Annotated in this window: 25 protein-coding genes and 2 tRNA genes; 12 read left to right on the forward strand and 15 right to left on the reverse strand. The window is 67.0% G+C overall.

The genetic code is table 11. From position 1 onward, the window contains the following. The first annotated feature begins 3 nt into the window (after positions 1 to 3). From ACFFGH_RS21050 to pknB, 5 genes are read left to right on the forward strand one after another with little or no spacing between them, the layout of a single operon-like run. The gene (locus tag ACFFGH_RS21050; RefSeq protein WP_386671974.1) at positions 4 to 1,239 is read left to right on the forward strand and encodes a PP2C family protein-serine/threonine phosphatase; all 1,236 of its coding nucleotides are present in this window, start codon (positions 4 to 6) and stop codon (positions 1,237 to 1,239) included. Next, complete coding sequence (locus ACFFGH_RS21055) at positions 1,232 to 2,650, forward strand: FtsW/RodA/SpoVE family cell cycle protein (RefSeq protein ID WP_386671976.1); 1,419 nt, start codon at positions 1,232 to 1,234, stop codon at positions 2,648 to 2,650. Before ACFFGH_RS21050 ends, ACFFGH_RS21055 begins: the two co-directional genes overlap by 8 nt. Continuing rightward, complete coding sequence (locus ACFFGH_RS21060) at positions 2,647 to 4,101, forward strand: peptidoglycan D,D-transpeptidase FtsI family protein (RefSeq protein WP_386671978.1); 1,455 nt, start codon at positions 2,647 to 2,649, stop codon at positions 4,099 to 4,101. Before ACFFGH_RS21055 ends, ACFFGH_RS21060 begins: the two co-directional genes overlap by 4 nt. After that, the gene (locus ACFFGH_RS21065; RefSeq protein WP_386671980.1) at positions 4,098 to 5,843 is read left to right on the forward strand and encodes a serine/threonine-protein kinase; all 1,746 of its coding nucleotides are present in this window, start codon (positions 4,098 to 4,100) and stop codon (positions 5,841 to 5,843) included. The genes ACFFGH_RS21060 and ACFFGH_RS21065 overlap by 4 nt, the downstream gene beginning before the upstream one ends. A gap of 60 nt (positions 5,844 to 5,903) precedes the next feature. Further along, positions 5,904 to 7,637 (forward strand): Stk1 family PASTA domain-containing Ser/Thr kinase, encoded by a 1,734-nt coding sequence (pknB, locus tag ACFFGH_RS21070; protein ID WP_386671982.1) that lies wholly within the window; start codon positions 5,904 to 5,906, stop codon positions 7,635 to 7,637. Positions 7,638 to 7,669: 32 nt separating this feature from the next. On the opposite strand, the gene ACFFGH_RS21075 is transcribed toward pknB, so the two are convergent. The 3 genes from ACFFGH_RS21075 to ACFFGH_RS21085 are packed head-to-tail and all read right to left on the reverse strand — an operon-like array spanning position 7,670 to position 9,275. Beyond that, positions 7,670 to 8,308, reverse strand: coding sequence for an anthranilate synthase component II (locus ACFFGH_RS21075; protein WP_386671984.1), 639 nt, complete (start codon positions 8,306 to 8,308; stop codon positions 7,670 to 7,672). Then, complete coding sequence (locus ACFFGH_RS21080; protein WP_386671986.1) at positions 8,305 to 8,469, reverse strand: hypothetical protein; 165 nt, start codon at positions 8,467 to 8,469, stop codon at positions 8,305 to 8,307. Before ACFFGH_RS21080 ends, ACFFGH_RS21075 begins: the two co-directional genes overlap by 4 nt. After that, a complete protein-coding gene (locus tag ACFFGH_RS21085; RefSeq protein WP_386671988.1) occupies positions 8,466 to 9,275 on the reverse strand; it encodes a class E sortase in 810 nt (269 codons plus the stop codon). The genes ACFFGH_RS21080 and ACFFGH_RS21085 overlap by 4 nt, the downstream gene beginning before the upstream one ends. A gap of 83 nt (positions 9,276 to 9,358) precedes the next feature. Here ACFFGH_RS21085 and ACFFGH_RS21090 point away from each other — a divergent pair, with 83 nt between their 5' ends. Next, positions 9,359 to 9,604: a cell division protein CrgA gene (locus ACFFGH_RS21090; RefSeq protein ID WP_386671990.1), complete on the forward strand. Its 246-nt coding sequence runs from the start codon at positions 9,359 to 9,361 to the stop codon at positions 9,602 to 9,604. A 104-nt stretch (positions 9,605 to 9,708) separates the two neighbouring features. Here the strand turns inward: ACFFGH_RS21090 and ACFFGH_RS21095 are convergent, their stop codons facing one another. After that, positions 9,709 to 10,548 (reverse strand): rhomboid family intramembrane serine protease, encoded by an 840-nt coding sequence (locus tag ACFFGH_RS21095; RefSeq protein WP_386671991.1) that lies wholly within the window; start codon positions 10,546 to 10,548, stop codon positions 9,709 to 9,711. 8 nt (positions 10,549 to 10,556) lie between these two features. Then, positions 10,557 to 11,102: a peptidylprolyl isomerase gene (locus ACFFGH_RS21100; protein WP_386671993.1), complete on the reverse strand. Its 546-nt coding sequence runs from the start codon at positions 11,100 to 11,102 to the stop codon at positions 10,557 to 10,559. A 143-nt stretch (positions 11,103 to 11,245) separates the two neighbouring features. Here ACFFGH_RS21100 and ACFFGH_RS21105 point away from each other — a divergent pair, with 143 nt between their 5' ends. Then, entirely contained in the window at positions 11,246 to 11,851 is a 606-nt protein-coding gene (locus ACFFGH_RS21105) for a hypothetical protein (protein ID WP_386671994.1), read from the forward strand. A 45-nt stretch (positions 11,852 to 11,896) separates the two neighbouring features. On the opposite strand, the gene ACFFGH_RS21110 is transcribed toward ACFFGH_RS21105, so the two are convergent. The 10 genes from ACFFGH_RS21110 to dnaA all read right to left on the reverse strand — a co-directional run bounded on the left by ACFFGH_RS21110 (position 11,897) and on the right by dnaA (position 23,045). Then, positions 11,897 to 11,969 (reverse strand) — tRNA-Ala (locus ACFFGH_RS21110). A 49-nt stretch (positions 11,970 to 12,018) separates the two neighbouring features. Continuing rightward, positions 12,019 to 12,092, reverse strand: a tRNA-Ile gene (locus ACFFGH_RS21115). Between the two features lie 59 nt (positions 12,093 to 12,151). Next, positions 12,152 to 12,556 carry a DUF3566 domain-containing protein gene (locus ACFFGH_RS21120; RefSeq protein ID WP_386671996.1) on the reverse strand — a complete coding sequence of 135 codons (405 nt, stop codon included), beginning with the start codon at positions 12,554 to 12,556 and terminating at the stop codon, positions 12,152 to 12,154. Continuing rightward, positions 12,549 to 15,134, reverse strand: coding sequence for a DNA gyrase subunit A (gene gyrA, locus ACFFGH_RS21125; protein ID WP_386671998.1), 2,586 nt, complete (start codon positions 15,132 to 15,134; stop codon positions 12,549 to 12,551). The genes ACFFGH_RS21120 and gyrA overlap by 8 nt, the downstream gene beginning before the upstream one ends. 109 nt (positions 15,135 to 15,243) lie before the next feature. Then, the gene (gene gyrB / locus ACFFGH_RS21130) at positions 15,244 to 17,253 is read right to left on the reverse strand and encodes a DNA topoisomerase (ATP-hydrolyzing) subunit B (RefSeq protein ID WP_386672000.1); all 2,010 of its coding nucleotides are present in this window, start codon (positions 17,251 to 17,253) and stop codon (positions 15,244 to 15,246) included. A 197-nt stretch (positions 17,254 to 17,450) separates the two neighbouring features. Continuing rightward, a complete protein-coding gene (locus ACFFGH_RS21135; RefSeq protein ID WP_386672002.1) occupies positions 17,451 to 17,948 on the reverse strand; it encodes a DciA family protein in 498 nt (165 codons plus the stop codon). Then, on the reverse strand, positions 17,938 to 19,107 hold the full coding sequence (gene recF, locus ACFFGH_RS21140; RefSeq protein ID WP_386672004.1) for a DNA replication/repair protein RecF: 1,170 nt from the start codon (positions 19,105 to 19,107) through the stop codon (positions 17,938 to 17,940). Before recF ends, ACFFGH_RS21135 begins: the two co-directional genes overlap by 11 nt. A 13-nt stretch (positions 19,108 to 19,120) precedes the next feature. After that, on the reverse strand, positions 19,121 to 20,008 hold the full coding sequence (gene gnd / locus ACFFGH_RS21145; protein WP_386672006.1) for a phosphogluconate dehydrogenase (NAD(+)-dependent, decarboxylating): 888 nt from the start codon (positions 20,006 to 20,008) through the stop codon (positions 19,121 to 19,123). Positions 20,009 to 20,058: 50 nt separating this feature from the next. Next, positions 20,059 to 21,204 (reverse strand): DNA polymerase III subunit beta, encoded by a 1,146-nt coding sequence (gene dnaN, locus ACFFGH_RS21150; protein WP_386672007.1) that lies wholly within the window; start codon positions 21,202 to 21,204, stop codon positions 20,059 to 20,061. Positions 21,205 to 21,632: 428 nt separating this feature from the next. Beyond that, positions 21,633 to 23,045 (reverse strand): chromosomal replication initiator protein DnaA, encoded by a 1,413-nt coding sequence (dnaA, locus tag ACFFGH_RS21155; protein WP_386672009.1) that lies wholly within the window; start codon positions 23,043 to 23,045, stop codon positions 21,633 to 21,635. Positions 23,046 to 23,332: 287 nt separating this feature from the next. Between dnaA and rpmH the strand changes: the two genes are divergently transcribed. From rpmH to ACFFGH_RS21180, 5 genes are read left to right on the forward strand one after another with little or no spacing between them, the layout of a single operon-like run. Beyond that, complete coding sequence (gene rpmH, locus ACFFGH_RS21160; RefSeq protein WP_022881903.1) at positions 23,333 to 23,470, forward strand: 50S ribosomal protein L34; 138 nt, start codon at positions 23,333 to 23,335, stop codon at positions 23,468 to 23,470. Positions 23,471 to 23,478: 8 nt separating this feature from the next. Continuing rightward, positions 23,479 to 23,817, forward strand: a complete 339-nt coding sequence (gene rnpA / locus ACFFGH_RS21165) for a ribonuclease P protein component (protein ID WP_386672012.1) — start codon at positions 23,479 to 23,481, stop codon at positions 23,815 to 23,817. Next, positions 23,814 to 24,125 carry a membrane protein insertion efficiency factor YidD gene (yidD, locus tag ACFFGH_RS21170; protein WP_386672014.1) on the forward strand — a complete coding sequence of 104 codons (312 nt, stop codon included), beginning with the start codon at positions 23,814 to 23,816 and terminating at the stop codon, positions 24,123 to 24,125. Before rnpA ends, yidD begins: the two co-directional genes overlap by 4 nt. Positions 24,126 to 24,136: 11 nt before the next feature. After that, the gene (yidC, locus tag ACFFGH_RS21175; protein WP_386672016.1) at positions 24,137 to 25,108 is read left to right on the forward strand and encodes a membrane protein insertase YidC; all 972 of its coding nucleotides are present in this window, start codon (positions 24,137 to 24,139) and stop codon (positions 25,106 to 25,108) included. After that, positions 25,105 to 25,620 (forward strand): Jag family protein, encoded by a 516-nt coding sequence (locus ACFFGH_RS21180; RefSeq protein ID WP_386672018.1) that lies wholly within the window; start codon positions 25,105 to 25,107, stop codon positions 25,618 to 25,620. The genes yidC and ACFFGH_RS21180 overlap by 4 nt, the downstream gene beginning before the upstream one ends. The last annotated feature ends 6 nt before the right edge of the window (positions 25,621 to 25,626 follow it).

Genomic DNA, 25,626 nt, shown 5'->3' on the forward strand with positions numbered 1-25,626 from the left:
CGCATGGCGAGCACGAGCGCCGCTGTCTCGCACGTCGGCAAGGTCCGATCGAAGAACGACGACTCCGGCTACGCGGGACACCACCTCTTCGTCGTGGCCGACGGCATGGGCGGTCACGCCGGCGGTGACGTCGCCTCCGCCATCGCCACCACCCGGATCGCGGAGATCGATGAACAGTACGCCTCCGCCGCGGACGCGGAGTTCGCACTGCAGTCCGCGCTGATCGCCGCGAACTCGCTGCTGGCCGAGACGGTGTTCGAGCACCCCGAGCTCACCGGGATGGGCACCACGGTCAGCGGTCTGGTGCGGGTCGGCGACCAGGTCGCCATCGCCCACATCGGCGACTCCCGCGTCTACCTGCTCCGCGACGGCGAGCTGAGCCAGATCACCGCCGACCACACCTTCGTGCAGCGCCTCGTCGACAGTGGACGCATCACGCCGGAAGAGGCGGCGGTGCACCCACGCCGAAGCGTGCTCATGCGGGTGCTCGGTGATGTCGACGCCGCGCCCGAGATCGACACGTCGATCCTCGACACCCGTGCCGGGGACCGCTGGCTGCTCTGCTCCGACGGCCTCAGCAGCTACGTGTCCGAGGACAAGATCCTGAACGTGATGACCAACTGTCCGGACGCGGATGAGGCAGCCCGGCAGCTGGTCAAGGAGAGCCTCGACGCGGGTGCGCCCGACAACGTCACCGTGATCCTCCTCGACATCGACGAGAGCCGCGACACCCCCGACACGGCTGTCGGCCTGGTCGGGTCCGCCGCCGCACCGCTGAGCTTCGAGCCGGAGCCCGCTCGCCGCGCCGTGCGCCTGCCCACGCTGCTGCTGCACCCGCTGAAGACGACGGTCGAGGACAGCCACTTCGAGCCCGAGTCCGACGAGTACCTGCAGGAGCTCATCGCGGAGGACCGGCGTCGCGCGCGCCGCCGGAGGATCACCTGGCTCACGGTGATCGTGCTCGCCGCCCTGGCCGTGATCGCCATCGTCGTGCTGGCATACCAGTGGACGCAGTCGCTGTATTACGTGGGCGCGGATGGCGGACAGGTCGCCATCTTCCAGGGGGTGCAGCAGGGCATCGGCCCCATCCCGCTGTCGAGCGTGTACGAGCGCACCGACATCCGTCTCGACGATCTCCCGACCTTCACGCGCGAGAGTGTCGAAGCGACCATCAGTGCGGACGATCTCGAAGAGGCCCGCAGCATCGTCGAGCGATTGGGGGCGACCGCGAATGACTGACGCCAGGACGACGCCTCGCGGCAACACCGCGCCCATCGGGGGCAAGCAGACCGTGCAGGAGAAGATCCGCGTGCGGCTGCGCGAGCCCGCCCGGCTGCGGAACCTCGAGCTGGTGCTCCTGCTCGTTGCGATCGCCATCAGCCTCGGCGCGATCGTGCTGGTGCAGCTCGGCGCGATCGGCAGCCTCGACAACGGGATGATCACGCTCGCCGCGATCCCCTGCGTTCTGGCGCTCGTCGCGCACGTGGCGCTCCGCGTGTCCGCCCGCGACGCCGACCCATTCCTGCTGCCCATCGGCCTGACCCTCAACGGGCTCGGCATCGCGATGATCCACCGGCTGGACATCGCCGAGGACACCACCGGCTGGGGCGGCTTCGGCGTGCGGCAGATCGTGTGGACCATCATCGCGATGGTGCTCGCCATCGCGGTGCTCGCGCTGATCCGCAACCACCGGGTGCTCGCGCGATACCGCTACATCGCGATGTTCACGGCCATCGTGCTGCTGCTCCTGCCGATGCTGCCCGGCATCGGCCAGACCATCAACGGCGCCCGGCTGTGGGTGGCGATCGGACCGTTCTCATTCCAGCCGGGCGAGCTGGCCAAGATCGCACTCGCCGTGTTCTTCGCCGGGTACCTGATGACGGCACGCGAATCGCTGTCCATGATGGGCAAGAAGTTCCTCTGGATGCGCTTCCCGCGCGGCCGCGACCTGGGCCCCATCCTCGTCATCTGGGCAGTTGCGATGGCGGTGCTGATCTTCCAGCGGGACCTCGGCACGTCCTTGCTGTACTTCGGCCTCTTCCTGGTGATGATCTACGTCGCGACCGGCCGCGGCAGCTGGATCGTGCTCGGCCTCACCCTCTTCTTCGGCGGCGCGCTCATCGCGGCGAACACCCTCGGCTACGTGCAGGGTCGCGTCAACTCCTGGCTGAACCCGTTCGACGCCGCCCTCTACGAACAGGGCGGCGGCAGTTACCAGCTGGTGCAGGGGCTCTTCGGGTTCGCGAACGGTGAGCTCATCGGCACCGGTCTCGGTCTCGGCCGGCCCGACATCGTACCGCTGGCGGAGAGCGACTACATCATCCCGTCGCTGGGCGAGGAGCTGGGGCTCGTCGGCGTCTTCGCAATCCTCGCGCTCTACCTGCTGTTCATCTCGCGCGGCTTCCGGATCGGCTTCGCCGGCCAGGACGACTTCGGCCGGCTGCTGGGGGTCGGTCTCTCGTTCGTGCTGGCGCTGCAGGTCTTCGTGGTCATCGGCGGCGTGACCCGGGTCATCCCGCTCACCGGTCTCACCACCCCGTTCCTCGCTGCGGGCGGATCCTCGCTCGTCGCGAACTGGATCATCGTGGCGCTGCTGCTGCGACTGTCCGACACTGTCCGCGGTGAACCGAGAGGGGGTGGGGACCGATGAACAAGGAACTGCGCCGCGTCGGCATCGTCGTGCTGCTGATGTTCGTGAGCCTCTTCGTCTCCACGAGCGTGATCCAGGTGTTCCAGGTCGACTCGCTCAAGTCCGACGGACGTAACGTCCGCACGCTGTACGACAGCTACTCCGCCCGGCGCGGCCAGATCCTGGTCGACGGGGAGGCCGTCGCCCGGTCCGTGCCGGTCGACGATCAGTACAAGTTCCTGCGCGAGTACACGAACGGCGAGCTGTACGCGCCGGTCACCGGATATTTCACCCTGAACCAGGGCACCGCGGGCGTCGAGGGTGAGCTCAACGACTTCCTCAGCGGCAGCGCAAACGAGCAGTTCCTCGACCAGGTGACGGCGATCTTCACCGGGCAGGAGCCGAAGGGCGCCTCGGTGGAGCTGACCATCGATCCGCAGATCCAGCAGGCGGCGTGGGACGCGCTCGGCGATCAGTCCGGCTCCATCGTCGCGATCGACCCGAAGACCGGCGCGGTCCTCGCCATGGTGTCGAAGCCGAGCTACGACCCCAACCTGCTCGCGGGCCACGACATCCCGAAGGTGATCGAGAACTACAAGCAGCTGCTCGAGGCCGACGGCAGCCCGCTCGCCAACCGCGCGATCGCCGGCGACCTGTATGTGCCCGGCTCGGTGTTCAAGGTGCTGATGACCGCCGCCGCGATCGACAGCGGGAAGCTGGAGGAGGACAGCGCGGTGCCGAATCCCACGGAGCTCCAGCTGCCGCAGAGCAGCGCGGTGATCACCAACGCCGGCGGCGCCCCGTGCGGTCCGGGTGAGGAGGCGACCCTCGCCACCGCACTGCGGCTCAGCTGCAACATCCCGTTCGCGCAGTTCGGGCAGGAGCTCGGCGCGGACACGATCGCCGAGTACGCCGAGCGATTCGGATTCGGCGACTCCATCGAGGTGCCGATGTCGTCGACGCCCAGCCAGTACCCGACGCCCGAGAGTGAGGCGGAGCTGATGCTGTCGTCCTTCGGACAGGCCAGCGTGCGGGTCACTCCGCTGCAGATCGCGATGCTCTCCGCCGCCGTCGCCAACGGAGGCACCCTGATGCAGCCGACGGTGGTCGAGGAGATCATCGCCCCTGATCTCAGCGTGGAGCGCGGGTTCGAGCCCACCGTGTACAGCGAGCCGATCAGCCGCGAGACCGCGGAGACCGTTACCCGATTGATGGTCGACAACGTCGCGGACGGGGCGGCCAGTAATGCCAGAATTGATGGAGTCGACGTGGCGGGTAAGACGGGGACTGCGGAGAACGGGGAGGGTGAGCCATACACGCTGTGGTTCACAGGATTCGCCCCCGCGAACGACCCACAGGTGGCGGTGGCGGTCGTTGTGGAGAACGGGGGCGGACGTGGTCAGGATGCCTTCGGCAACCAGATCGCCGCGCCCATCGCGAAGAAGGTCATTGAGGCGGTGCTGAGCAGATGAGACCCACGAGCGGCCTCACCTTCGGGGGCAGGTACCAGCTGGCGAACCGCATCGCCATCGGCGGCATGGGTGAGGTCTGGCAGGCCACCGACGCCATCATCGGACGCACCGTCGCCATCAAGATTTTGAAGGACGAGTACCTCGGCGACCCCGGCTTCCTCGAGCGGTTCCGCGCCGAGGCTCGGCACGCCGCCCTGGTCAACCACGAGGGGATCGCCAACGTCTTCGACTACGGGGAGGAGGACGGCAGCGCCTTCCTCGTCATGGAGCTGGTTCCCGGTGAGGCCCTCTCGGCCATCCTGGAACGCGAGCGCGTGCTGTCGACCGACCGGGTGCTCGACATCGTCGCCCAGACCGCGTCCGCCCTGCACGCCGCCCACGCGGCCGGCTTGGTGCACCGCGACATCAAGCCCGGCAACCTGTTGATCACACCCGAGGGACGGGTGAAGATCACCGACTTCGGCATCGCCCGCATCGCGGACCAGGTGCCGCTCACCGCCACCGGCCAGGTGATGGGCACCGTGCAGTACCTCTCGCCGGAGCAGGCGAGCGGTCACCCGGCGTCCCCCAGCACCGACATCTACTCCCTGGGCATCGTCGCCTACGAGGCGCTCGCCGGCCGCCGCCCGTTCACGGGCGAGTCGCAGGTGGCCATCGCGATGGCGCAGATCAACGAGACGCCGGCCGACCTGCCGGGAAGTGTCGCGGAGCCCGTGCGGAACCTGGTGATGTCGTGCATCGCCAAGCGTCCAGAGGATCGCCCCGGTTCCGCCGCGCACCTGGCCCGCGCGGCACAGGCGCTCCGCCGCGGCGACGTCTCCGGTGCGGCGGCAGCCGTGCCTGCGATCGCCGGGTTCGGCGCGTTCACCCAGCCGATCGCGACCTCCGCCGGGATGACGGGCGCAACGCGCGTGCTGACGACCGCGGTTCCCGGGGCAGGTGAGCCGACCGACACCGCCGTGACGGAGACGGAGGAGCGGAAGCGCAGCCCGTGGACCTGGCCGCTCATCGCCCTCATCGCCCTGCTCGCGATCCTGATCATCGGCGGCATCATCGCCCTGGTCGCCCAGCCCGGGGACACGCCGGCGGCTCCCACCAGCAGCAGTCGCCCACCGACCAGTGCCGTGCCGACATCGGAGTCGCCAGAGCCTGAGCCGACTGTGGAACCGATCGTCATCAGCGAAGACGACTTCATCGGAATGACGGAAGCCGAATTCCAGGACGCGATCGCCGACCTTGGACTCGTTGCGAACACTGTGGAAGAAGGCGCTGCTCCGGACGCATCCGGCGTCGGGCGAATCTACGATGTGAACCCGACGGGCAATGTGGCGCCGGGAACCGAGATCACGGGCCGGTTCTACGGCGCCGTGGAACCGCCACCGACGCCGCCCGCTCCGAGTGCGGTCGGTGTCCCGAGCGGAGTACAGGCGGCCGGTGCCACGGTCCAGATCAGCTGGTCCGCCTACAACCGGTGCCCGAACGGCTTCCCCCTGACCGGATACACGTTCAACATCGGGAATGCGACGAACCCGAGCCGATCGAATCCCGTGAACCCCGGCGCGACGAACATGACCATTCAGCTTCCTGCGGAGGGAGGCCAGACGGTCATCTCGTACGTCGCCAATTGCAGCCAGCTCGAGTCCGAGCGCTCGGGCGATGCCGTCATCAACAGCGAGGTGCCACCTGCGGAGGAAGAACCGCCTGCGGAAGAGCCGCCGGCGGAGGAAGAACCGGCCGAGTGACACGAACCGAGCCTCGCTCACAACTACACTGACTACGCGACGGGGGAGAGGAGGCGAGCAGTGACGGACAGCGCGATCCAGACGATCCGCACGCTCGCCGGACGGTATGAGATCGGCCCGCTGATCGGCCGTGGCGGGATGGCCGACGTGCACGTCGGCACCGACACACGCCTCGGCCGCCGGGTGGCGATCAAGCTGCTGAAGCCGACCCTCGCAACCGACCCGGTGTTCCGCACCCGCTTCCGGCAAGAGGCGCAGGCGGCCGCGAAGATGGCGCACCCGACGATCGTGCGCGTCTTCGACGCCGGCGAGGAGACGGTCCGCGACGAGCACGGCGATGAACACCTCGTCCCCTTCATCGTGATGGAGCACGTCGACGGGCGGATGCTCAAGGACATCCTCGCCGAGGAGCCGTTCGCCCCCAAGGAGGCTGCTCGCATCATCAGCAGCGTGCTGACCGCCCTGGAGTACTCGCATCGCGCGGGCGTCGTGCACCGCGACATCAAGCCGGGGAACATCATGATCACCCCGGCCGGCCAGGTGAAAGTGATGGACTTCGGCATCGCCCGCGCGATCTCGGAGTCCGCGGCCACGGTCGCGCAGACCACCGCGATCCTCGGCACCGCGCAATACTTCTCCCCCGAGCAGGCGCGGGGCGAGTCGGTCGACGCCCGCACCGACCTGTACTCCGCCGGGGTGGTGCTCTTCGAGCTGCTCACCGGCCGGCCGCCCTTCCGGGGCAACAGCCCGGTGGCCGTTGCCTACAAGCACCTGAGCGAACCGGCGCCGCCCCCCAGCAGATACCACCCGGGTGTGCCGCCGTCGATGGATTTCGTCGTGCTGCACGCACTTCGGAAGGACCGCGGCGAGCGCTACCAGTCAGCGGCCGAGTTCCGCGAAGACCTGGAGAAGGCGGCGCTTGGCGTCACCCCGTTGCGTCCCGCCGACGAGCCCCCGGTGGCCCCGGGCTTCGACACCAACACGCTGTTCGGGCTCGCACCGACCGCGACTGCGGCGAAGGAAGCCGTCCACCGGCAGTTGACGGTCGACGAAGACGACCCCATGGTCCGCACCCAGACCAGGCCGCCGGTGGCGTGGATCTGGGCAGGCATCACCATGCTGGCCGTCATCCTCGCCGCTGTGCTCATCTGGGTGCTCACCCTGCCGAAGCCGCAGGTCGAACTGGCGAACTCCATCCCCGTGCCGGATGTCACCGGCATGACGTGGGAGGAAGCGGAAGCGCTGCTCATCGAGCAGAACCTGGAGCCGCAGCGGTTCTCCGAAGCGAGTGCCACGGTGCCCGTCGACCTGGTGGTGCGCACCGATCCTCCGGCCGAGGACGTCCGGGTGACGCCCGGGCAGGAGATCCGCGTCTGGGTCTCCACCGGGCCGCAGCAGGTCCAGGTGCCGAGTGTCAACGGTCGGTCTGAGGCGGATGCCCGCGCCGCCCTCGAAGAGGTCGGACTCGTGCCGGGCGCCACCTACACCCAGAATTCGCCGACGGCCGAGAAGGGCGTCGTGCTCGAGATCCGTCCGGTCGACGTGAAGATCGCGAGTGGTCAGCTGCCCGAGGCCACGCGCGTCGACCTGGTGGTGAGCACCGGTCTGGTGACGGTGCCGGACGTGCGCGGGAAGCCGTCCGAAGAGGCGGGCGCGCTCCTCAGTGAGGCGCAGCTGCGCGTGGACGTGGCGGCGAACAACGGCTGCGCCGGCGGCGTGGTCAACTGGCAGTCGCTGACCCCCGGCGACCACCCGCAGAACTCGGGAATCACGATCGAGATCTGCACCGGCTGACGCGGGTGGCCGGCCGCTCGGACGGGAAGCTCTCAGCTGAGCTTGACCAGCGGTGTCAGATCCTTGGCACGCTCTGCGGCCTCCGGCAGGCCGCTGCCGGCCAGCCAGTTGCCGAGCATCCGGTAGCCGCCCTCGGTCAGCACCGACTCCGGGTGGAACTGCACTCCCGACACCGGCGAGCTCGAGTGCTGGAGCCCCATGATCACGCCGCCGGTCGTGCGGGAGGTGACCGCGAGCTCTGGGGGCAGCGTGCCGTCGACGACCGCGAGCGAGTGGTACCGCGTCGCGGTGAACGGCTGCGGAACCCCGTCGTAGAAGGGGCTGTCGTCGTGGGTGATGAGCGAGGTCTTCCCGTGCATGAGCTCCTCCGCGTGCGTGACGGTCGCTCCGAGCGCCTCCGCGATCGCCTGGTGGCCGAGGCAGACGCCGAGCAGCGGCGTGTTGGAGGCGATCGCCGCCTTCACGACGGGAATGGAGACACCGGCGTGCGCGGGGGTGCCGGGCCCGGGTGAGATGAGCACGGCGTCGTACTGCCGCACCTTTTCGTACGTCTCGGTCTCGGAGAACGCGTCGTTCCGCAGCACCTCCGTCTCGGCACCCAGCTGCAGCAGATAGCCGTTCAGGGTGTAGACGAAGCTGTCGTAGTTGTCGAGGACGAGAACGCGGGTCACGGATCTACCGTAACGTCCGCCGGCGCGACGAGCTCGTTCACCCAGGGGAAGACCCATGTTGCGAGCGCGGTGAGCACCACCGCGATGAGCAGCAGCACGAGCAGCATCCGCACCCACCAGGGGCCGGGAAGCACATGCCAGAGCGCTGCGTACACCGTCACCCCTCTCCGGCTCGCACGGTCTCGGCGATGTCCGCCGGCGCCCCGCCCTCGCGCGGGTACCAGGCCTCGAAGGTGGCATACGCGATGAGGCGCTCCGCGGTGGAGAAGAGCGGATGGCAGGTGGTGAGGGTGAGGACGCGATCACCCGGCTGCGCGTCCGCGTGCTGCGGCACGGGTGCCAGCACATCGACCCCCGTGGGCGGGACGTACTCGGTGCTGCGGTAGGCGTACTCGTACCAGCCGTCTGCGGTCTCGATGAAGATGCTGTCGCCCACGCGCAGCGAGTTGAGGTGCTCGAACGCTCCCCCGTACGCCTTCCGGTGTGCCGCGACGGCGAAGTTGCCGACCTCTCCGGGCATCTGCGTGCCGGTGTAGTGGCCGATTCCCAGGCTGGTGCTGTTCAGCACGGAGTTCCCGACACCCTCGCCGATCACGCGCGCGTAGTCCTCGCCGAAGCGGGGAATCATCAGCGTGGCGAATGCCGCGCCGCGTCCGGGGACGGCAGCGACCACCGGCTCCTCATCCGACGGGCGCACCACGTCGGAGGCGGGGGTGGCCGTGGCGCCCACAGGCACTTCCTGGTGCTGCTGCTGCCACTGATCGGCGAGCCGGTCCGCCGCGGTCTGCTGCTGGGCGCCGACCACGATGTCGTTGAACCACAGCTGCCAGCCGAGGAAGAGGAGCACCAGCACGCCTGCTGTGACGAGCAGCTCGCCCAGGACCCCCACGATGCTGATGCGTCTGCGCCGGACCCTGCTGTGCGGGCTCCCGGCCTCCTCGCCGGGCGCGTCCTGCGGGTCGGTCACACCAGCGATCATAGGACGGATCGCGGTGCCCGCCAGGGAGGCGTCTCGGCCCCCCGCAAGGCGGTCAGGCTACACTGAGCCGCATGGCGAGAACCTCTGCTGGCTCATCCTCTGACCGCCCGGCGACCCAGGGCTCGGGCGAAGTCGCACCCAACCCGGTGTGGTTCAAGCCGGTCATGTTCGGATTCATGCTGATCGGCCTGGTCTGGATCATCGTGTTCTACCTCAGCCAGAGCCAGTACCCCATCCCCGCGCTCGGCACGTGGAACATCCTCGTCGGCTTCGGCATCATGTTCATCGGCTTCCTGATGACCACGCGGTGGCGCTGACGACCGGCACAAACGACCGATCCGGGGTACAAATCACAGCCCTGTAATTATCCCCACTGTGGATCGCCTGTGGATAACTTTCCCGCCGTGGCCAGGGCGGCAGCTCAGTAGCTGACGAAATATCGCGACAGCAACACCGCAACCAGCACGATCCCGACGCCGATCAATCCGATCAACTGGGCAGGCTGCTGCGATGGCCGGCGGGTGGACACGAGCACGAGCGCAACGAGCGCCCCCGCGACCGCGCCGCCGAGGTGCGCCTGCCAGGAGATGCCCGGCAGGAGGAACCCCAAGGCGAAGTTCAGTCCGATCACGATCAGCAGCTGGGTGGCGTTGCTGCCGAGCCGGCGACTGATCACGAAGTACGCGCTGAAGAGGCCGAAAATCGCCCCCGAAGCGCCGAGCACCGGCGTCGCGGGTGACAGCACCATCACGGCCGCTGCACCGCCGATGCCGGACAGGAAGTACAGGGCCAGGAACCGCCCTCTGCCGAGCAGATACTCCAACTGGGTGCCGAACAGGTACAGCGCGTACATGTTGAAGAGGATGTGGAAGAAGTTCGCGTGCGCGAACATCGACGTGAAGACCCGCCACGGCTCGACCAGCGTCAGTGGCGGGAAGTAGATCAGGTAGCGACCGACGAGTCCGTTGGCCCCGCCGGTGAGGAACATCACGGCGAACACCGCCACGCTGGCCAGGACCAGGGCATAGGTGACGATCGGCCGATCCCCCGGAGCCCGGAGGGTCGTGAGCAGCCGGGACTTGGTCCGTGGTGCCGACTGCCGCGCCTCCCGGACGCACTCGGGGCAATGCACCCCGACCGGCGCGGTGGTCTGGCATTCACCGCAGATCGGGCGTCCGCAGCGCTGGCAGAGAACCCAGGTCTCGCGGTCAGGGTGGCGATAGCAGACGCTCGCCCCGGGCGTCGACGCTGGATCGCTCACCGCTGGGGCTAGTTCTCCGTGATCGTGACGCTCGAGATGACGACGTCCTCCAGCGGCTTGTCGCGTCCATCGGTCGGCACCGCCTCGATGGCGTCGACCACCCGCTTCGAATCCTCATCAGCGACGACGCCGAAGATCGTGTGCTTGCCCTGCAGCCAGGGCGTCGGAACGGTGGTGATGAAGAACTGCGAGCCGTTCGTGCCGCCGCCCGTGATCCGGTCGCGGCCGGCGTTCGCCATCGCCAGCACGTACGGCTCCGAGAAGTTCAACTCCGGGTGGATCTCGTCGTCGAACTGGTAGCCGGGACCACCGACACCCTGTCCGAGCGGGTCCCCGCCCTGCAGCATGAAGTCCTTGATGATGCGGTGGAAGATCACGCCGTTGTACAGCGGCTCGTTCGACTTCTGCCCGCTCTTCGGATGCGTCCACTCGATCGCGCCGGTCGCCAGCCCGACGAAGTTCCGCACGGTCTTCGGTGCGTGGTCGCCGTACAGGAGAACTCGGATGTCGCCGACGGAGGTGTGGAGGGTCGCGGTCGCGGTGTGCGTTGGCATTCAAGAATTCTCGCATAGCGCATCACGTCAGCTGTCAGGCATCATTCAGGGTGAAGCGATTGCCTAGGGGGAAGGCGCGACCTCTCCGGGGCCGCCTGATGTCAATGGCCGATCGACCGCACTGCCCTGTCTGAGGAGGATCGATGGGATCGGAACGCAAGCGCCGCGCCAACATGCGAGGGGTCCTCAAGGACAACCGCAGCGCCGTCGGGCTCAAGGAGCGCGACCAGGCCAGCAAGGAGAACATGCAGACGCTCCTGGAGGAGCAGAAGGCGGTGCTCGAGCATGCCGCCGCGATCGTCAAGGACGCCGGGCTCCAGCTCGGCGCGTTCACTCGAGAAGAAGTCACTCCGAAAGTCAGGGACACAATGACGAACACCATGAAGCCGCTACTCGCGGGCGGAGTCGCCGCAACGGCGCTCGCCAGCGAATCCGCGAAGAAGAAGATCGCCGAGGGGGTGGGCAAGGCTGCGGAATTCGGCAAGAAGATCAAGACGGAGGGCACCTCCAAGGCCACCCTGCTGGCGCAGAAAGCTGGCCTGGTCGAGGTGAAGCCGGCTCCGAAGAGCCCAGGCATCGGCCGCTACATCCTGATCGGCCTTGGCGTGGTCGCGCTCGCCGGACTCGTCTACGCGGTGTGGCAGACCCTCCGCGCCGACGACGACCTGTGGATCGAAGACGAGCCCGAGGCCCTCGACGAGGACCTCTCGATCGAGCCGGAGTCGAACGCACCGGCGTCGAACATCTGAAGTCTCCCCAACGACGAAGGGCGCCCCGAGGGGCGCCCTTTTTCGTGGAGCCTAGGAGATTCGAACTCCTGACATCCTGCTTGCAAAGCAGGCGCTCTACCAACTGAGCTAAGGCCCCGGGACTGACTTCGGTCCCTGAGCTTCGCTCAGCGACCGGGTGTACTGCGTGGGGCTACGAGGACTTGAACCTCGGACCTCTTCGTTATCAGCGAAGCGCTCTAACCGCCTGAGCTATAGCCCCCTGGACCGCATTCGAGAGTACCGTAACGTCGCGGATTTCCCGAATCGATCCGTGCCCGATCAGGTGTTGGTGAACCCGACCAGGAGCCCGCCGGTGAGCCGCACACTGAGGTTGTAGAGCATGGAGATGACCGCGCCGAGCACGGTGACGCTCACCACGTTCAGCAGGGCCACGATGAGCGCGAACATCATCACCTGCGGCAGCCCGATGGTGTCGGTGAGACTGAAGTCGTTGCCGATGATGTCGGTCAGCATCGCATCGAGCTGCGCGAACACGGATGTCGAGTTCAGGATCACCCAGATGAGGAAGGTCGACACCACGAGCGCGATGCCGAAGCAGAGTGAGACGAGGAAGGACAGCTTCAACGCCGACCAGAAATCGATGTACACGAGCTTCAGGCGCACCTGCTTCGCAGACGGCGACTTGGTCGTCTTGCGCTGAAGCCTCTCGGCGACGCTACTCATCCGTGGACTCGTCCTTTCCGAGGTCCCCCGCCAGATCTGGCGCACTCTCGACGTCGTCACCGAGTGGTGACTGAGCATCTAGATTACGTTCAGAGTTGCGTGCAACCGCGATGATTCTGTCGTCGTCGGCGAATCGCGCGAAGACCACCCCCATGGTGTCCCGGCCCTTCGCCGGCACCTCCGCAACAGCGGATCGCACCACCTTACCGCCGGCAAGGACCACGAGCACCTCATCTTCGGCGCCCACGATCATCGCGCCGGCGAGGTCGCCGCGTGATTCGTCGAGCTTCGCCACCTTGATGCCCAGGCCGCCGCGGTTCTGCAGCCGGTACTGGTCCACTGCGGTGCGCTTTGCGTAGCCGCCCTCGGTCACAACGAACACGAATGAGTCGTTCGCCTGCCCTGAGCCCGCCGAGGGGTCGGACACCACGGATGCGGACAGCAGCTCATCCTCACCGCGGAAGTGCATGCCGATGACACCGGACGTCGACCGTCCCATCGGACGCAGCGCCTCATCCGACGCGGTGAAGCGGATCGACATCCCCTTCCGCGAGACGAGCAGCACGTCGGAGTCCTCGTCGACGAGCATCGCGGAGACCAGCTCATCACCCTCGCGCACGTTGATGGCGATGATGCCGCCGGCGCGATTCGTGTCGTACTCGGTGAGCGCGGTCTTCTTGACCAGGCCCTTGCGGGTCGCGAGGGCGAGATACCTGGAGACGCTGTAGTCACGGATGTCCAGCACCTGCGCGATGGACTCGCCGGGCTGCAGCGCCAGCAGGTTGGCGACGTGCTGGCCCTTCGCGTCCCGGCCCGCCTCCTGGATCTCGTACGTCTTGGCGCGGTACACCCGCCCGGTGTTGGTGAAGAAGAGCAGCCAGTGATGGGTCGTGGTGACGAAGAAGTGCTCCACGACGTCATCCGCGCGCAGCTGCGCCCCGCGCACGCCCTTGCCGCCGCGCCGCTGGCTGCGGTAGTTGTCGCTGCGGGTGCGCTTGATGTACCCGCCGCGGGTGAGCGTGACGACCATCTCCTCTTCGGGGATCAGGTCCTCGACGTTCATGTCGCCGTCGAAGCCGAACATGATCTCGGTGCGGCGGTCGTCGCCGTACTTCGCCACGATCTCGCCGAGCTCGTCGCTGACGATCGACCGCTGGCGCTCCGGCTTCGCGAGGATGTCCTTGTAGTCGGCGATCTCCGCCTCCTTGGCGAGGGCCTCGTCGATGATCTTCTGTCGTTCGAGGGCCGCCAGCCGGCGCAGCTGCAGCTCGAGGATCGCGTTCGCCTGCAGCTCGTCGATGTCCAGGAGGTCGATCAGGCCGCCGCGCGCCTCGTCCACGGTCGGCGAGCGCCGGATGAGGGCGATCACCTCGTCGAGCGCGTCGAGTGCCTTCAGGTAGCCGCGGAGGATGTGCGCCCGCGCCTCCGCCTCGGCGAGACGGTACCGGGTGCGCCGCTGGATCACGTCGATCTGGTGCGCGGTCCAGTAGGTGATGAACCCGTCGATGGCCAGGGTGCGGGGCACGCCGTCGACGATGGCCAGCATGTTGGCGCCGAAGTTCTCCTGCAGCTGGGTGTGCTTGTAGAGGTTGTTCAGCACCACCTTGGCGACGGCGTCGCGCTTCAGCACGATGACCAGACGCTGCCCGGTGCGGCCAGACGTCTCATCGCGGATGTCCGCGATGCCGCCGAGCTTGCCCTCCTTGACGAGGTCCGCGATCTTGATCGCGAGGTTGTCCGGGTTCACCTGGTACGGCAGCTCCGTCACGACCAGGCAGGTGCGGCCCTGGATCTCCTCGACGTTGACCACCGCGCGCATCGTGATCGATCCGCGCCCCGTGCGGTACGCGTCGTGGATGCCCTTGACGCCGAGGATCTGTGCGCCCGTGGGGAAGTCGGGGCCCTTCACCCGCTGCATGATCGCTTCGAGCAGCTCCTCCCGCGGCGCCTCCGGGTGCTCGAGATGCCAGAGCGCGGCGTCCGCCACCTCTCGGAGGTTGTGCGGCGGGATGTTGGTGGCCATGCCGACCGCGATCCCGACGGAGCCGTTGACCAGCAGGTTCGGGAACCGGCTGGGGAGCACTGTCGGCTCCTGGGTGCGGCCGTCGTAGTTGTCCTGGAAGTCGACGGTGTCCTCGCCGATGTCGCGGACCATCTCCATGGCCAGCGGCGCCATCTTCGTCTCGGTGTACCGAGGAGCCGCTGCGCCGTCGTTGCCCGGCGAGCCGAAGTTGCCCTGACCGGCCGCGAGCGGGTAGCGGAGGCTCCACGGCTGCACCAGACGCACCAGCGCGTCGTAGATCGCCGAGTCCCCGTGCGGGTGGAACTGCCCCATCACATCGCCGACGACACGGGAGCACTTGGAGAACGCCCGGTCCGGGCGGTAGCCACCGTCGTACATCGCGTAGATCACCCGGCGGTGCACGGGCTTCAAGCCGTCCCGCACCTCGGGGAGTGCGCGGCCCACGATGACGCTCATGGCGTAGTCGAGGTAGGAGCGCTGCATCTCCAGCTGCAGGTCGACCTGCTCGATGCGGTCGCCCGGGACTGCTACGCCGGTTTCGGTTTCGTCTGCCATGTGCCTTCTTGTTTCGGTCGAGTCCGGTCCCTGAGCTTGTCGAAGCGACGCGCGTCAAGTACTTCGGTTGGTCCCTTCACTTCGACGAGCTCGGGGAACGGGTACTGAATCAGATGTCGAGGAAGCGGACGTCCTTGGCGTTCTGCTGGATGAACGTCCGGCGGGATTCCACGTCCTCGCCCATCAGGGTGGCGAACACGCCGTCCGCCACGGCCGCGTCGTCGAGGGTGACCTGCAGGAGCGTCCGGGTGTCCGGATCCATCGTGGTCTCCCACAGTTCCTTGTAGTCCATCTCGCCGAGGCCCTTGTAGCGCTGGATCCCGTTGTCCTTCGGGATGCGCTTCCCCTCGGCGAGACCTGCCTCGAGCAGTGCGTCGCGCTCGCGGTCGCTGTAGACGTATTCGTGGGGCGAGTTGGTCCACTTCAGCTTGTACAGCGGCGGCTGCGCGAGGTACACGTAGCCCATCTCGATGAGCGGCCGCATGTAGCGGAACAGCAGCGTCAGCAGCAGGGTGGTGATGTGCTGGCCGTCGACATCGGCATCGGCCATCAGCACGATCTTGTGGTACCTGGCCTTCGAGGTGTCGAAGTCCTCCCCGATCCCCGCGCCGAACGCCGTGATCATGGACTGCACCTCGTTGTTGCCGAGCGCCCGGTCGAGCCGCGCCTTCTCGACGTTCAGGATCTTGCCACGCAGCGGCAGGATGGCCTGTGTCTCCGGGTTCCGGCCCTGCACCGCAGAGCCGCCGGCCGAGTCGCCCTCGACGAGGAAGATCTCGCTCTTCGACGGGTCCTTGCTGGCGCAGTCCTTCAGCTTCCCGGGCATGCCACCCGACTCCAGCAGGCCCTTCCGCCGAGTCTGCTCACGGGCCTTGCGGGCCGCGATCCGGGCGGACGCCGCCTGGATGGACTTGCGGATGACGTCACGGGCCTGCGTCGGGTTCCGGTCGAACCAGTCGCCGAGCTGGTCGCCGGTCACCTTCTGGACGAACGACTTCGCCTCGGTGTTGCCGAGCTTCGTCTTGGTCTGTCCCTCGAACTGCGGCTCGCCGAGCTTCACCGAGATGACCGCGGTGAGCCCCTCGCGCACATCGTCGCCGGAGAGGTTCTCGTCCTTCTCCTTGAGGATGCCCTTCTCCCGCGCGTACCGGTTCACGAGCGACGTGAGTGCAGCGCGGAACCCCTCCTCGTGCGTGCCGCCCTCGTGGGTGTTGATCGTGTTGGCGTAGGTGTGCACGCTCTCGCTGTACGAGGTCGTCCACTGCATCGCGACCTCGAGCGCGATCTTGCGCTCGGTGTCCTCGAGCTCGAAGGAGATGATGTCCGGGTGGATCACCTCCACCTTCTTCGCGGAGTTGAGGTACTGCACGTAGTCGACGAGGCCCTGCTCATAGAGGAACTCGTCGGAGCGGTGCTTCCCCTCCTCGTCGAGCTGCTCCTCATCGCCGTGCACGCGCTCGTCGGTGAGGGCGATCTTGAGCCCCTTGTTCAGGAACGCCATCTGCTGGAACCGGGTGCGCAACGTCTCGTAGTCGAACTCGGTGGTCTCGAAGATCTCGCGATTCGGCCAGAAGGTGATGGTCGTCCCTGTGCCGTCTGAGGCCTCGCCCTGCTCGAGCGGTGCCTCCGGCACGCCATGGTGGTACCGCTGACGCCACACGGACCCCTGCCGACGCACCTCGACCTCGAGCTTCTCGGACAGCGCGTTCACGACGGAGCTGCCGACGCCGTGGAGGCCGCCGGAGACGGCGTATCCGCCGCCGCCGAATTTTCCGCCGGCGTGCAGGATGGTCAGCACGACCTCGACGGTCGACTTCTTCTCCACCGGGTGGACGTCCACCGGGATGCCGCGGCCGTTGTCGATGACGCGCACGCCACCGTCCGCGGTGATGGTCACCGCAATGGTGTCGCAGTAGCCGGCGAGCGCCTCGTCGACGGAGTTGTCGACGATCTCATAGACGAGGTGGTGCAGTCCGCGCGGACCGGTCGACCCGATGTACATGCCCGGGCGCTTGCGGACGGCCTCGAGGCCCTCCAGCACCTGGATCTGGTTCGCACCGTAGCCGTTGTCCCTCGGGTTGTCGGCCGGTCGAGAGGGGTCGGTCGGATTCGAAGACATGTGGAATTGGGCTCCTGTCGCGTCGTGCGTGTCGGCACAGCTCTCCCCAGGGCGATGGGCCTTGGGTGAAGCGCCGACCAGAACCGCGCGAATCGCGGGCCGGACGACCCTGCAATTCTACCAAAGACGACACGCCGAACTCGGGCAAACGGGCCCTGTGAGCCGATTTCTTCGCTCGGGCGGACTGTTTTGTCTCCTCAGCCGTAAGTATCGCGAGGACCGCGCCCTGGAATCACTCTGGGGCCGCGTTTCCAGGACGGGACACCCGGCCCTTCGAAGCGCACCGACTCGATGCCGGCATCCGGGAACCGCTGGGCGATCTTCGTGGTGATGTCGGCGCGCATCAGCCGGAGCTGCGTCGCCCAGGCCGTCGAGTCGCATTTGACGATGAGCACACCGTCCTCGATCCCCGCCGGAACGGAGTGGGCCGCGGTCTCCTCGCCGGTCAGCGTCGCCCAGGATGCGAGCAGATCGGACTTCGCGAGGGACGACGTCCAGCCCATGTTCCCGGTGAGCGAGTCCAGAACGCTCGACAGCCCCTCGGGGTCCCGGCCACCTCCGAACGGGACGGTGGCACCGGGCTTCCGCTCGGCGCGCTTGCGGGCGTCGGGGCTGCGGTCGGCGGCGTTGCCGAACACCTGGCGGAAGCGGGAGTAGACGCGGACCGGCTCCGAATCCTGCAGCTCAGCCCTCATCCGCCTTCACCCCCGACTCCAGAACCTGACCCTGACGGATCGAGATCGCCGTGGCGGCGAGCTCGTCGGGTACATCATCGCGCACGGCCGCGGTGATCAGCACCTGCTCGAAGTCCCGCACCGCGGCGCTCAGCCGCATCCTGCGATTCTCGTCGAGCTCGGCGAAGACGTCGTCCAGGATCAGCACCGGGTCGCCGACGCTCGAATCGCGGCGGAGCACGTGGGCCGAGGCCAGCTTCAGGGCGAGCGCGAACGACCACGATTCCCCGTGGCTCGCGTACCCGCGCGCCGGCAGGCCGTTCAGAACGAGCAGCAGGTCGTCACGGTGCGGACCGAGCAGGGTGACGCCGCGCTCCAGCTCCGAACGCCGTTTCGCGGCGAGCGCCTCCCGGAACGCCGGCTCCAGCATCTCGAGCGTCTCGGTGGTGGGCTGCTCGATCGTTTCGGTCTCCGGATCCGAGCCGAACACGCTGAGGACCGGTGCAAGCGTCGCTGAGTGCTCCGCTCCGGCGACCGTCCGATACGCCTCCGCGACGTGCGGTGACAGCTCTTCGACCAGCCGGGCGCGGGCACGGATGATCTCACTGCCGAGCGAGACCAGCCGCTCATCCCAGATGTCGAGCGTCCCGAGCTGCGCGGCGCCGACCCCGGACGTGCGCGCGGATTTCAGCAGCGTGTTGCGCTGCCGCAGCACGCGGTCGTAGTCGGACAGGATGCCGCTCACCCGTGGAGAGAGCAGCACCAGCAGCTCGTCGAGGAACCGCCGCCGCCCGGACGGCTCACCGCGCACCAGCGCGAGATCCTCCGGCGCGAACAGCACGCTCGAGAAGTACCGCGGCAGCTCACGGGTCTTGATCGCCGACCGGTTGACCTGCGCACGGTTCGGCGACGACTTGTTCAGCTGCGCCTCGACCAGGAGGCTGCGGTCGCCGTGCTCAAGGCGGGCGCGGATGATGGCGCTCTCCGTCCCCGCCCGGATCATCGCCTTGTCGGTCGGCACCCGGTGGGAGCCGAGGGTGCTGAGGAATCCGAGGGATTCCACGAGGTTGGTCTTGCCCTGCCCATTGCTGCCGACGAACAGCGTCGGCCCGGGTCCGAGGTCGACCTCGGCGGTCTCGTAGTTCCGGAAGTCCGTCAGGCTGAGGTGACGCACCAGCACCAGGCGGGCGCTCCTAACTCGGCGGGCGGACGGCGTGCCCGCCGAATTGCTTGCGAAGCGCCGCGACCGCCTTCATCGACGGCGAGTCGTCCTGCCGCGACACGAAGCGCGCGAAGATCGACGCGCTGATCGTCGGCACCGGCACGGCGTTCTGGATCGCCTCCTGCACCGCCCAGCGACCCTCGCCGGAATCCTCGACATAGCCGGCGATGTCCTCGAAACCGGGGTCCTCTTCGAGCGCCCGCACCAGCAGCTCGAGCAGCCAGCTGCGCACCACGGTGCCGCGCTGCCATGCCTTGAAGGTGCCGGGCACGTCGTGAATGATGTCGTTCCGTGCGCTCAGCAGCTCATAGCCCTCGGCCCAGGCCTGCATGATCGCGTATTCGACGCCGTTGTGCACCATCTTCGCGTAATGCCCGGCGCCGGTGGAGCCGGCGTGCACGAATCCTTCTTCCCGCGGGCCCTCCGGGCGCAGGGCGTCGAAGATCGGCATGGCCCGCTCGATATCGACCGCGTCGCCGCCGGCCATCAGGCCGTAGCCGTTCTGACGGCCCCAAACTCCGCCGGAGACCCCGACATCGACGTAGCGGATGCCCTTCGCCGCGAGCAGCTCGGCGTGCGTGGCGTCGTCGGTGAACTTGGAGTTCCCACCCTCGATCACGAGGTCGCCCTCCGAGAGGGTGCCGGCGAGATCGGTGATCACCCCGGTCGTGATCGGTCCGGAAGGCACCATCACCCAGACGATGCGCGGAACCGGCAGCGCCTCCGCCAGCTCGGCGAGCGTCGCGACATCCGTGACGTCGGCATTCGGATCGAAGCCGGTGACCTCGAGCCCCTTGTCGCGCATCCGCCCGCGCATGTTCCCGCCCATCCGGCCGAGTCCGACGATTCCGAGGTGCATGAGCGTGCCCTTCTGTATGGCATTCCGTGTCGCGGAGCCGGACGTGCCGCTCAGCGCAGCAGCAGGTTCGGCTGCAGCAGGTAGCGGTAGTCGTCGGCGCCCGGCTGGTCCTTCGACGATTGGCTGGTGATGAGCACCGGACCCGGCTTGTTCGGGTTGTCGGTCTTCGTGAATGAGATGCGCACGTACTCCGAGTGGACTGCGCCGAGCCCGTCGAGCAGGAATTGCGGCTTCAGCGACACGACGGTCTCCCCGCCGGTCAGCAGCGCGTCGATGGTCTCCGACGCCTGTGCCTGCTCGGAGCCGATGGCCTCCAAAGTGAGGCCGTCGAGGTTGAACGTGTAGCGGAGCGCCGCCTCCCGCTCGAGCACCAGCGATACGCGACGTGTGGCCTCGATGAGCTCGGCCGTGTTCATGACGGCGTAGTTGTCGACGGTTTCGGGGAAGAGCCGGCGCACCGGGGGGAAGTTGCCCTTGATGAGCAGCGAGGTCACAGTCTTCTTGTCGGCCGTGAACGCGATGAGCTCGCGGTCATCGCCGGTGGAGATCGACACCGAGATCGTCCCGCTGTGGCCGAAGGTGCGGCCGACCTCGCTCAGCGTGCGCGCCGGCACGAGCGCCGTCACCGCGTCGCCGCCCTCGGTGCCGCCATCCCAGTCGATCTGCCGGATCGCGACCCGGTACCGGTCGGTGGCGACGAGCGAGAGCGAGTTCTCGGCGATCTCGAGCTGCACGCCGGTGATGACGGGGGTGACGTCGTCGCGTGATGCCGCCACCGCGACCTGTGCGACGGCGGTGGAGAAGTCCTCGGCCGGCAAGAGTCCGGAGCGACCGGACACCGACGGCAGGGTCGGGTATTCCTCGACCGGCATGCTGAGCAGGGTGAATCGGGCCGAGCCGCAGGAGACCGTGATCCGACCCTCATCCGTGCTGAAGACCACTGGAGCAGCTGGAAGCCGGCTCGCGATGTCGGCCAAGAGGCGCCCGGAGACGAGGATCCGGCCCTCCTCTTCGATTTCGGCGGAGATCTCGGTCTGCGCCGACACCTCGTAGTCGAACGACGAGAGACGGAGTCCGGTCTCGGACGTCTCGATCAGCACACCGCTCAGGATCGGCAGTGTCGTCCGCTGCGGGAGGAGCTTCACCGCGAAGGAGACGGCCTCGCTGAATACGTCCCGGTTGACCTGGAACTTCACGCTCGTTACCCCATCGTTCGTTGGAATGGCCGGTTCAATACTGGCACAGGGCGCTGACGGGGAAATTTGTCATGAAAGTTGTCTCGTCCTCTATCAATTCTTAAAAGAGATAAGAGTCTTAACGGCTGTGGGAACTGTGGATAAGGCGCTAGCGTCGTTCCAGCGAGCGGGAACTACAACGGTGAAAGTTGTTGGCGCCGTGTGGACGTTAAGCGAATAGTTGCGAGAGCTTCGTCAAGCGCGACAGGCCGTTTCACAGACCTTCACCATGAACTCACAGCCAGCGGGCCGCTTATCCACCAGATTCCACAAGTTCTCCACAGTGTGAATTTCTCCACCTAGGGGTGTTGCGGACGAAGCGGGTCGGTTTTCTGCGTTCGGAGCGCGGACGGTGCACGGGATCTCGACCGGTTCCGGTGCGGGGTCCTCTAGCGGTGGTGCTGCTTGATGCGGCTCGTGAGCTCGGTGACCTGGTTGTAGATCGAGCGACGCTCCTTCATGAGCTCGCTGATCTTCTTGTTCGCGTACATGACCGTCGTGTGATCACGATTGCCGAACAGCTGCCCGATCTTCGGCAGCGACAGGCTGGTGAGCTCACGGCACAGGTACATCGCGATCTGCCGGGCCGTCGCCACAGCCTGTGAGCGGGAAGAGCCGTACAGGTCGTCGACCGTGAGCTTGAAGTAATCCGCCGTGTGATTGATGATGTCGACCGGCGAGATCACGTTGTCGTCGTCGAGCGTGATGATGTCCTTCAGCACCGTCTGCACCAGCGACATGTCGACCGGTGTGCGGTTGAGGTTCGCGAACGCGGTGACCCGGATCAGGGTGCCCTCGAGCTCCCGGATGTTCGACGACACCTTCGACGCCATGAACTCCAGGATGTCGTCGGGGACCTGAAGCTTGTCGCTCTGCGCCTTCTTGCGCAGGATCGCGATGCGGGTCTCGAGGTCCGGCGCCTGCACGTCGGTGATCAGGCCCCACTCGAAGCGGGATCGCATCCGGTCCTCGAAGCCGGTGAGCTGCTTCGGCGCCAGGTCGCTCGTGATGACGACCTGCTTGTTGTGATCGTGGAGCGTGTTGAACGTGTGGAAGAAGGCCTCCTGTGTGGAGTCCTTGCCCTGCAAGAACTGGATGTCGTCGATCAGCAGGATGTCGATCTCGCGGTAGCGAGACTGGAACACCGACGCGCGGTTGTTGGCGATCGAGTTGATGAAGTCGTTCGTGAACTCTTCGCTGCTGACGTAGCGCACCCGGATGCCGGGGTACAGGCTCTCGGCGTAGTGGCCGATCGCATGGAGCAGGTGCGTCTTGCCGAGCCCGGACTCCCCATAGATGAACAACGGGTTGTAGGCCTTCGCCGGCGCCTCGGCGACCGCGACCGCGGCGGCGTGCGCGAACCGGTTCGAGCCCCCGATGACGAAGTTGTCGAAGCTGTACTTCGGGTTCAGGCGCGACTCGTTCCGGCGAGGACCGGATCCGGAGTCCGGGATCGCGGAGACCACGTTCGGCTGGATGTACGGCGACTCGCTCTGGATCTCGACGGGCGTGTCGAGGATCGCGTGCGTGATCTCCGGGTTCACGACGATCGCGAAGTTCGAGATGTCCGCGCTGGTGTCGAGGGTCGAGATGGCGCTCAGCAGCGGGCCGCGGATTCTCTGCTCCAGCATTCCGCGGGTCAGCTCGTTGGGGACCTCGAGGTAGAGGGTTCCGGCCATGACCCCGCGGGGCTCGACCAGCGAGATGAAGCCCTGCAGCTGCGGCGTCACTCGGTCGTCCCGGAGCAGGGTGGACAGCACAGACCCCCACAGCTCGCGGGTCGGGTCCGGTGCTTCCGCCATGATTCCCTGCATCCTCCTGCACGTTGTTCACAGGGTTATCCACCGGTGAAAAACGGCGGACCTCTGGGCCGAGTGCGGTCGCCCCCAGCGAAACCGCGCTCCTAACCTTAGTTGGAGGCGGCATGTCGTTATCAACCCAGTATCCCCATGTGGATAAAGTTCGCGCCGCTGTGCACAGTTTGACCAGTCCGGCCGGAACGCGTAGTTTTAACCGGTTGACTTATCGCCCCTGAGGCGACTTCCTTCCTACCTTTTCCCGGCGAACTGCTGGGCCGTGGAGACAGATCATGAGCAAGCGCACTTTCCAGCCGAACAACCGCCGCCGCGCCAAGGTGCACGGCTTCCGTCTTCGGATGCGCACCCGCGCCGGCCGCGCCATCCTCGCGGCCCGTCGCCGCAAGGGCCGCACCGAGCTCTCCGCGTAAGACGGTCCGTGCTCGCCCGTGTGAACCGGGTGAAGACTCCCGACGAGTTCCGCCGGATTCTGCGCCGTGGCCGCCGTGTCGGCGGTCCCCTTTTGGTGGCGCACACGCTCCACACCGACGGTGAACCGGTGCGCTTCGGATTCGTCGTCGGCCGTGGTGTCGGCAACGCGGTCGTCCGGAACCGGGTGAAGCGCCGGCTGCGCGCCATCGCATTCGGCTTTCTTCCTGCACTCCCTGCCGGAACCTCGGTGGTCGTGCGGGCGCTGCCTCCAGCCGCCTCGGCCACCTTTCCCGACCTGAGCGCCGGGCTTCGGGAGGCGCTGGATCGCGCGGTGGTGCCCGAGTGAGAACGATTCTCGTTTTTCTTTGGCTGCTCCCCCGCAATCTCTGCGTGCTGATCCTGCGCGCGTACCGCGCGGTCATCTCCCCTCTGTACGGCCAGGTGTGCCGCTACTACCCAAGCTGCTCGGCGTACACTTTGGAGGCCATCCAAATCCATGGCGTCGTCCGCGGGATCTGGATGGGAAGCCGCCGGATCGCGCGGTGTCACCCCTGGGCGGCCGGAGGCGTGGACGATGTTCCGCGGCCCGCGGAGCAGCGCTACGGGGTAACGCGCTTCGGTTTTGTCACAGTTCAGGGCCACGGAAAGGGCTGACCAGCACTCGCATGGACATCTTTGCGTTCTTCAATACCCTTCTCTGGCCCATCCGGTGGGTGATCGAAGCGATCCTGGTCAGCTTCCACTCGCTCCTGACGGCGGTCGGTCTCGACTCTGCGGCGGGTCTCACCTGGGTGCTGTCGATCGTCGGACTGGTGCTCGTCGTGCGCGCCGCCCTGATCCCGATCTTCGTGCGTCAGATCAAGAGTCAGCGGCGAATGCTGGAGATCGCGCCCCAGCTGAAGAAGATCCAGGACAAGTACAAGGGCAAGCGCGACCAGTTCTCCCGCGAGGCGATGTCGCGGGAGACGATGGAGGCCTACAAGAAGGCCGGCACCAACCCGTTCGCCTCATGTCTGCCCCTGCTGCTGCAGATGCCGATCTTCTTCGGCCTCTTCTCTGTGCTGAACGACGCGGCGCAGGGCAAGCGCGGCGTCGGGATGCTCGATCAGGAGCGGGCCACCGAGTTCGGCGGAGCGGAACTGTTCGGCCTCGCTCCCCTGGCTGAGAGCATGTCGACGGCCAGCAACGGTGCGGTGATCGTCATCGCCCTCATCATGATCGTGCTGATGACTGCGTCGCAGTTCATCACCCAGCTGCAGATCATGTCGAAGAACCAGTCTCCGCAGATGAAGGAGAGCCCGATGTACCGGCAGCAGAAGGTGCTGCTGTACATCCTTCCCCTGGTCTTCGCCTTCTCCGGCTTCGCCTTCCCGCTCGGCGTGATGTTCTACTGGCTCACCTCGAACTTCTGGACGATGGTGCAGCAGTTCATCGTCATCCGGAACCTGCCGACGCCGGGCAGTGAGGCGGCCCAGGCTCGCGAGGCGCGGCTCGCGAAGAAGCGCCGTCGCAAGGGCATCGAGGACCCGCAGCCCGACAGCGCCACCATCGTCATCGAGGAGCCGCCGAAGAAGGCGCAGCGGGTGCAGCCAGTCAGTAAGAACCGAGCCAAGAAGCAGAGCGGACCGAAGAAGTGACCGAGACCTCGCAGCAGACCGAACAGCCCACGAGCGACAGCGTCGCGCCGAGCGCCGACCAGCTCGAGGTGGAAGGTGACGTGGCCGCGGACTACATCGAGGAACTGCTCGACATCGCGGATCTCGACGGTGACATCGACATCACCGTCCGCGCCGGCCGGGCTTACGTGTCGGTGACCTCGTCCGGTGACAGCAACCTGCGGGTGCTCTCCAAGCCGGATACCGTGGCCGCTCTTCAGGAGCTCACCCGCATCGCGGTGCAGACCAAGACCGGGGCGTTCTCCCGGCTCATCCTGGACGTGGGCGGATCGCGCGACGCGCGCGCGGCCGAGCTCGCCACACTGGTCGACCGGGCCGTCAGCCGTATCGAGGAAGGCGCCGCATCCGCCGCACTCCCCCCGATGTCGAGCTATGAGCGCAAGCTGGTGCACGACATCGTCGCGGAGCGCGGGTTCCTCTCGGAGTCCGAGGGCGAAGGCGCCGACCGGCACACCGTGATCCGCCGCGCCTGAGCCCGA

It is taken from the genome of Lysobacter korlensis (assembly GCF_042434515.1).

Excerpts from the sequence above, each read along its gene's own strand:
- ACFFGH_RS21050 (WP_386671974.1), top strand. The coding sequence starts at position 4 with ATGGCGAGCACGAGCGCCGCTGTCTCGCACGTCGGCAAGGTCCGATCG.
- ACFFGH_RS21055 (WP_386671976.1), top strand. The coding sequence starts at position 1,232 with ATGACTGACGCCAGGACGACGCCTCGCGGCAACACCGCGCCCATCGGG.
- ACFFGH_RS21060 (WP_386671978.1), top strand. The coding sequence starts at position 2,647 with ATGAACAAGGAACTGCGCCGCGTCGGCATCGTCGTGCTGCTGATGTTC.
- ACFFGH_RS21065 (WP_386671980.1), top strand. The coding sequence starts at position 4,098 with ATGAGACCCACGAGCGGCCTCACCTTCGGGGGCAGGTACCAGCTGGCG.
- ACFFGH_RS21090 (WP_386671990.1), top strand. The coding sequence starts at position 9,359 with ATGGCGAGAACCTCTGCTGGCTCATCCTCTGACCGCCCGGCGACCCAG.
- ACFFGH_RS21100 (WP_386671993.1), bottom strand. The coding sequence starts at position 11,102 with ATGCCAACGCACACCGCGACCGCGACCCTCCACACCTCCGTCGGCGAC.
- ACFFGH_RS21105 (WP_386671994.1), top strand. The coding sequence starts at position 11,246 with ATGGGATCGGAACGCAAGCGCCGCGCCAACATGCGAGGGGTCCTCAAG.
- ACFFGH_RS21120 (WP_386671996.1), bottom strand. The coding sequence starts at position 12,556 with ATGAGTAGCGTCGCCGAGAGGCTTCAGCGCAAGACGACCAAGTCGCCG.
- gyrA (WP_386671998.1), bottom strand. The coding sequence starts at position 15,134 with ATGGCAGACGAAACCGAAACCGGCGTAGCAGTCCCGGGCGACCGCATC.
- gyrB (WP_386672000.1), bottom strand. The coding sequence starts at position 17,253 with ATGTCTTCGAATCCGACCGACCCCTCTCGACCGGCCGACAACCCGAGG.
- ACFFGH_RS21135 (WP_386672002.1), bottom strand. The coding sequence starts at position 17,948 with ATGAGGGCTGAGCTGCAGGATTCGGAGCCGGTCCGCGTCTACTCCCGC.
- gnd (WP_386672006.1), bottom strand. The coding sequence starts at position 20,008 with ATGCACCTCGGAATCGTCGGACTCGGCCGGATGGGCGGGAACATGCGC.
- dnaA (WP_386672009.1), bottom strand. The coding sequence starts at position 23,045 with ATGGCGGAAGCACCGGACCCGACCCGCGAGCTGTGGGGGTCTGTGCTG.
- rpmH (WP_022881903.1), top strand. The coding sequence starts at position 23,333 with ATGAGCAAGCGCACTTTCCAGCCGAACAACCGCCGCCGCGCCAAGGTG.
- yidC (WP_386672016.1), top strand. The coding sequence starts at position 24,137 with ATGGACATCTTTGCGTTCTTCAATACCCTTCTCTGGCCCATCCGGTGG.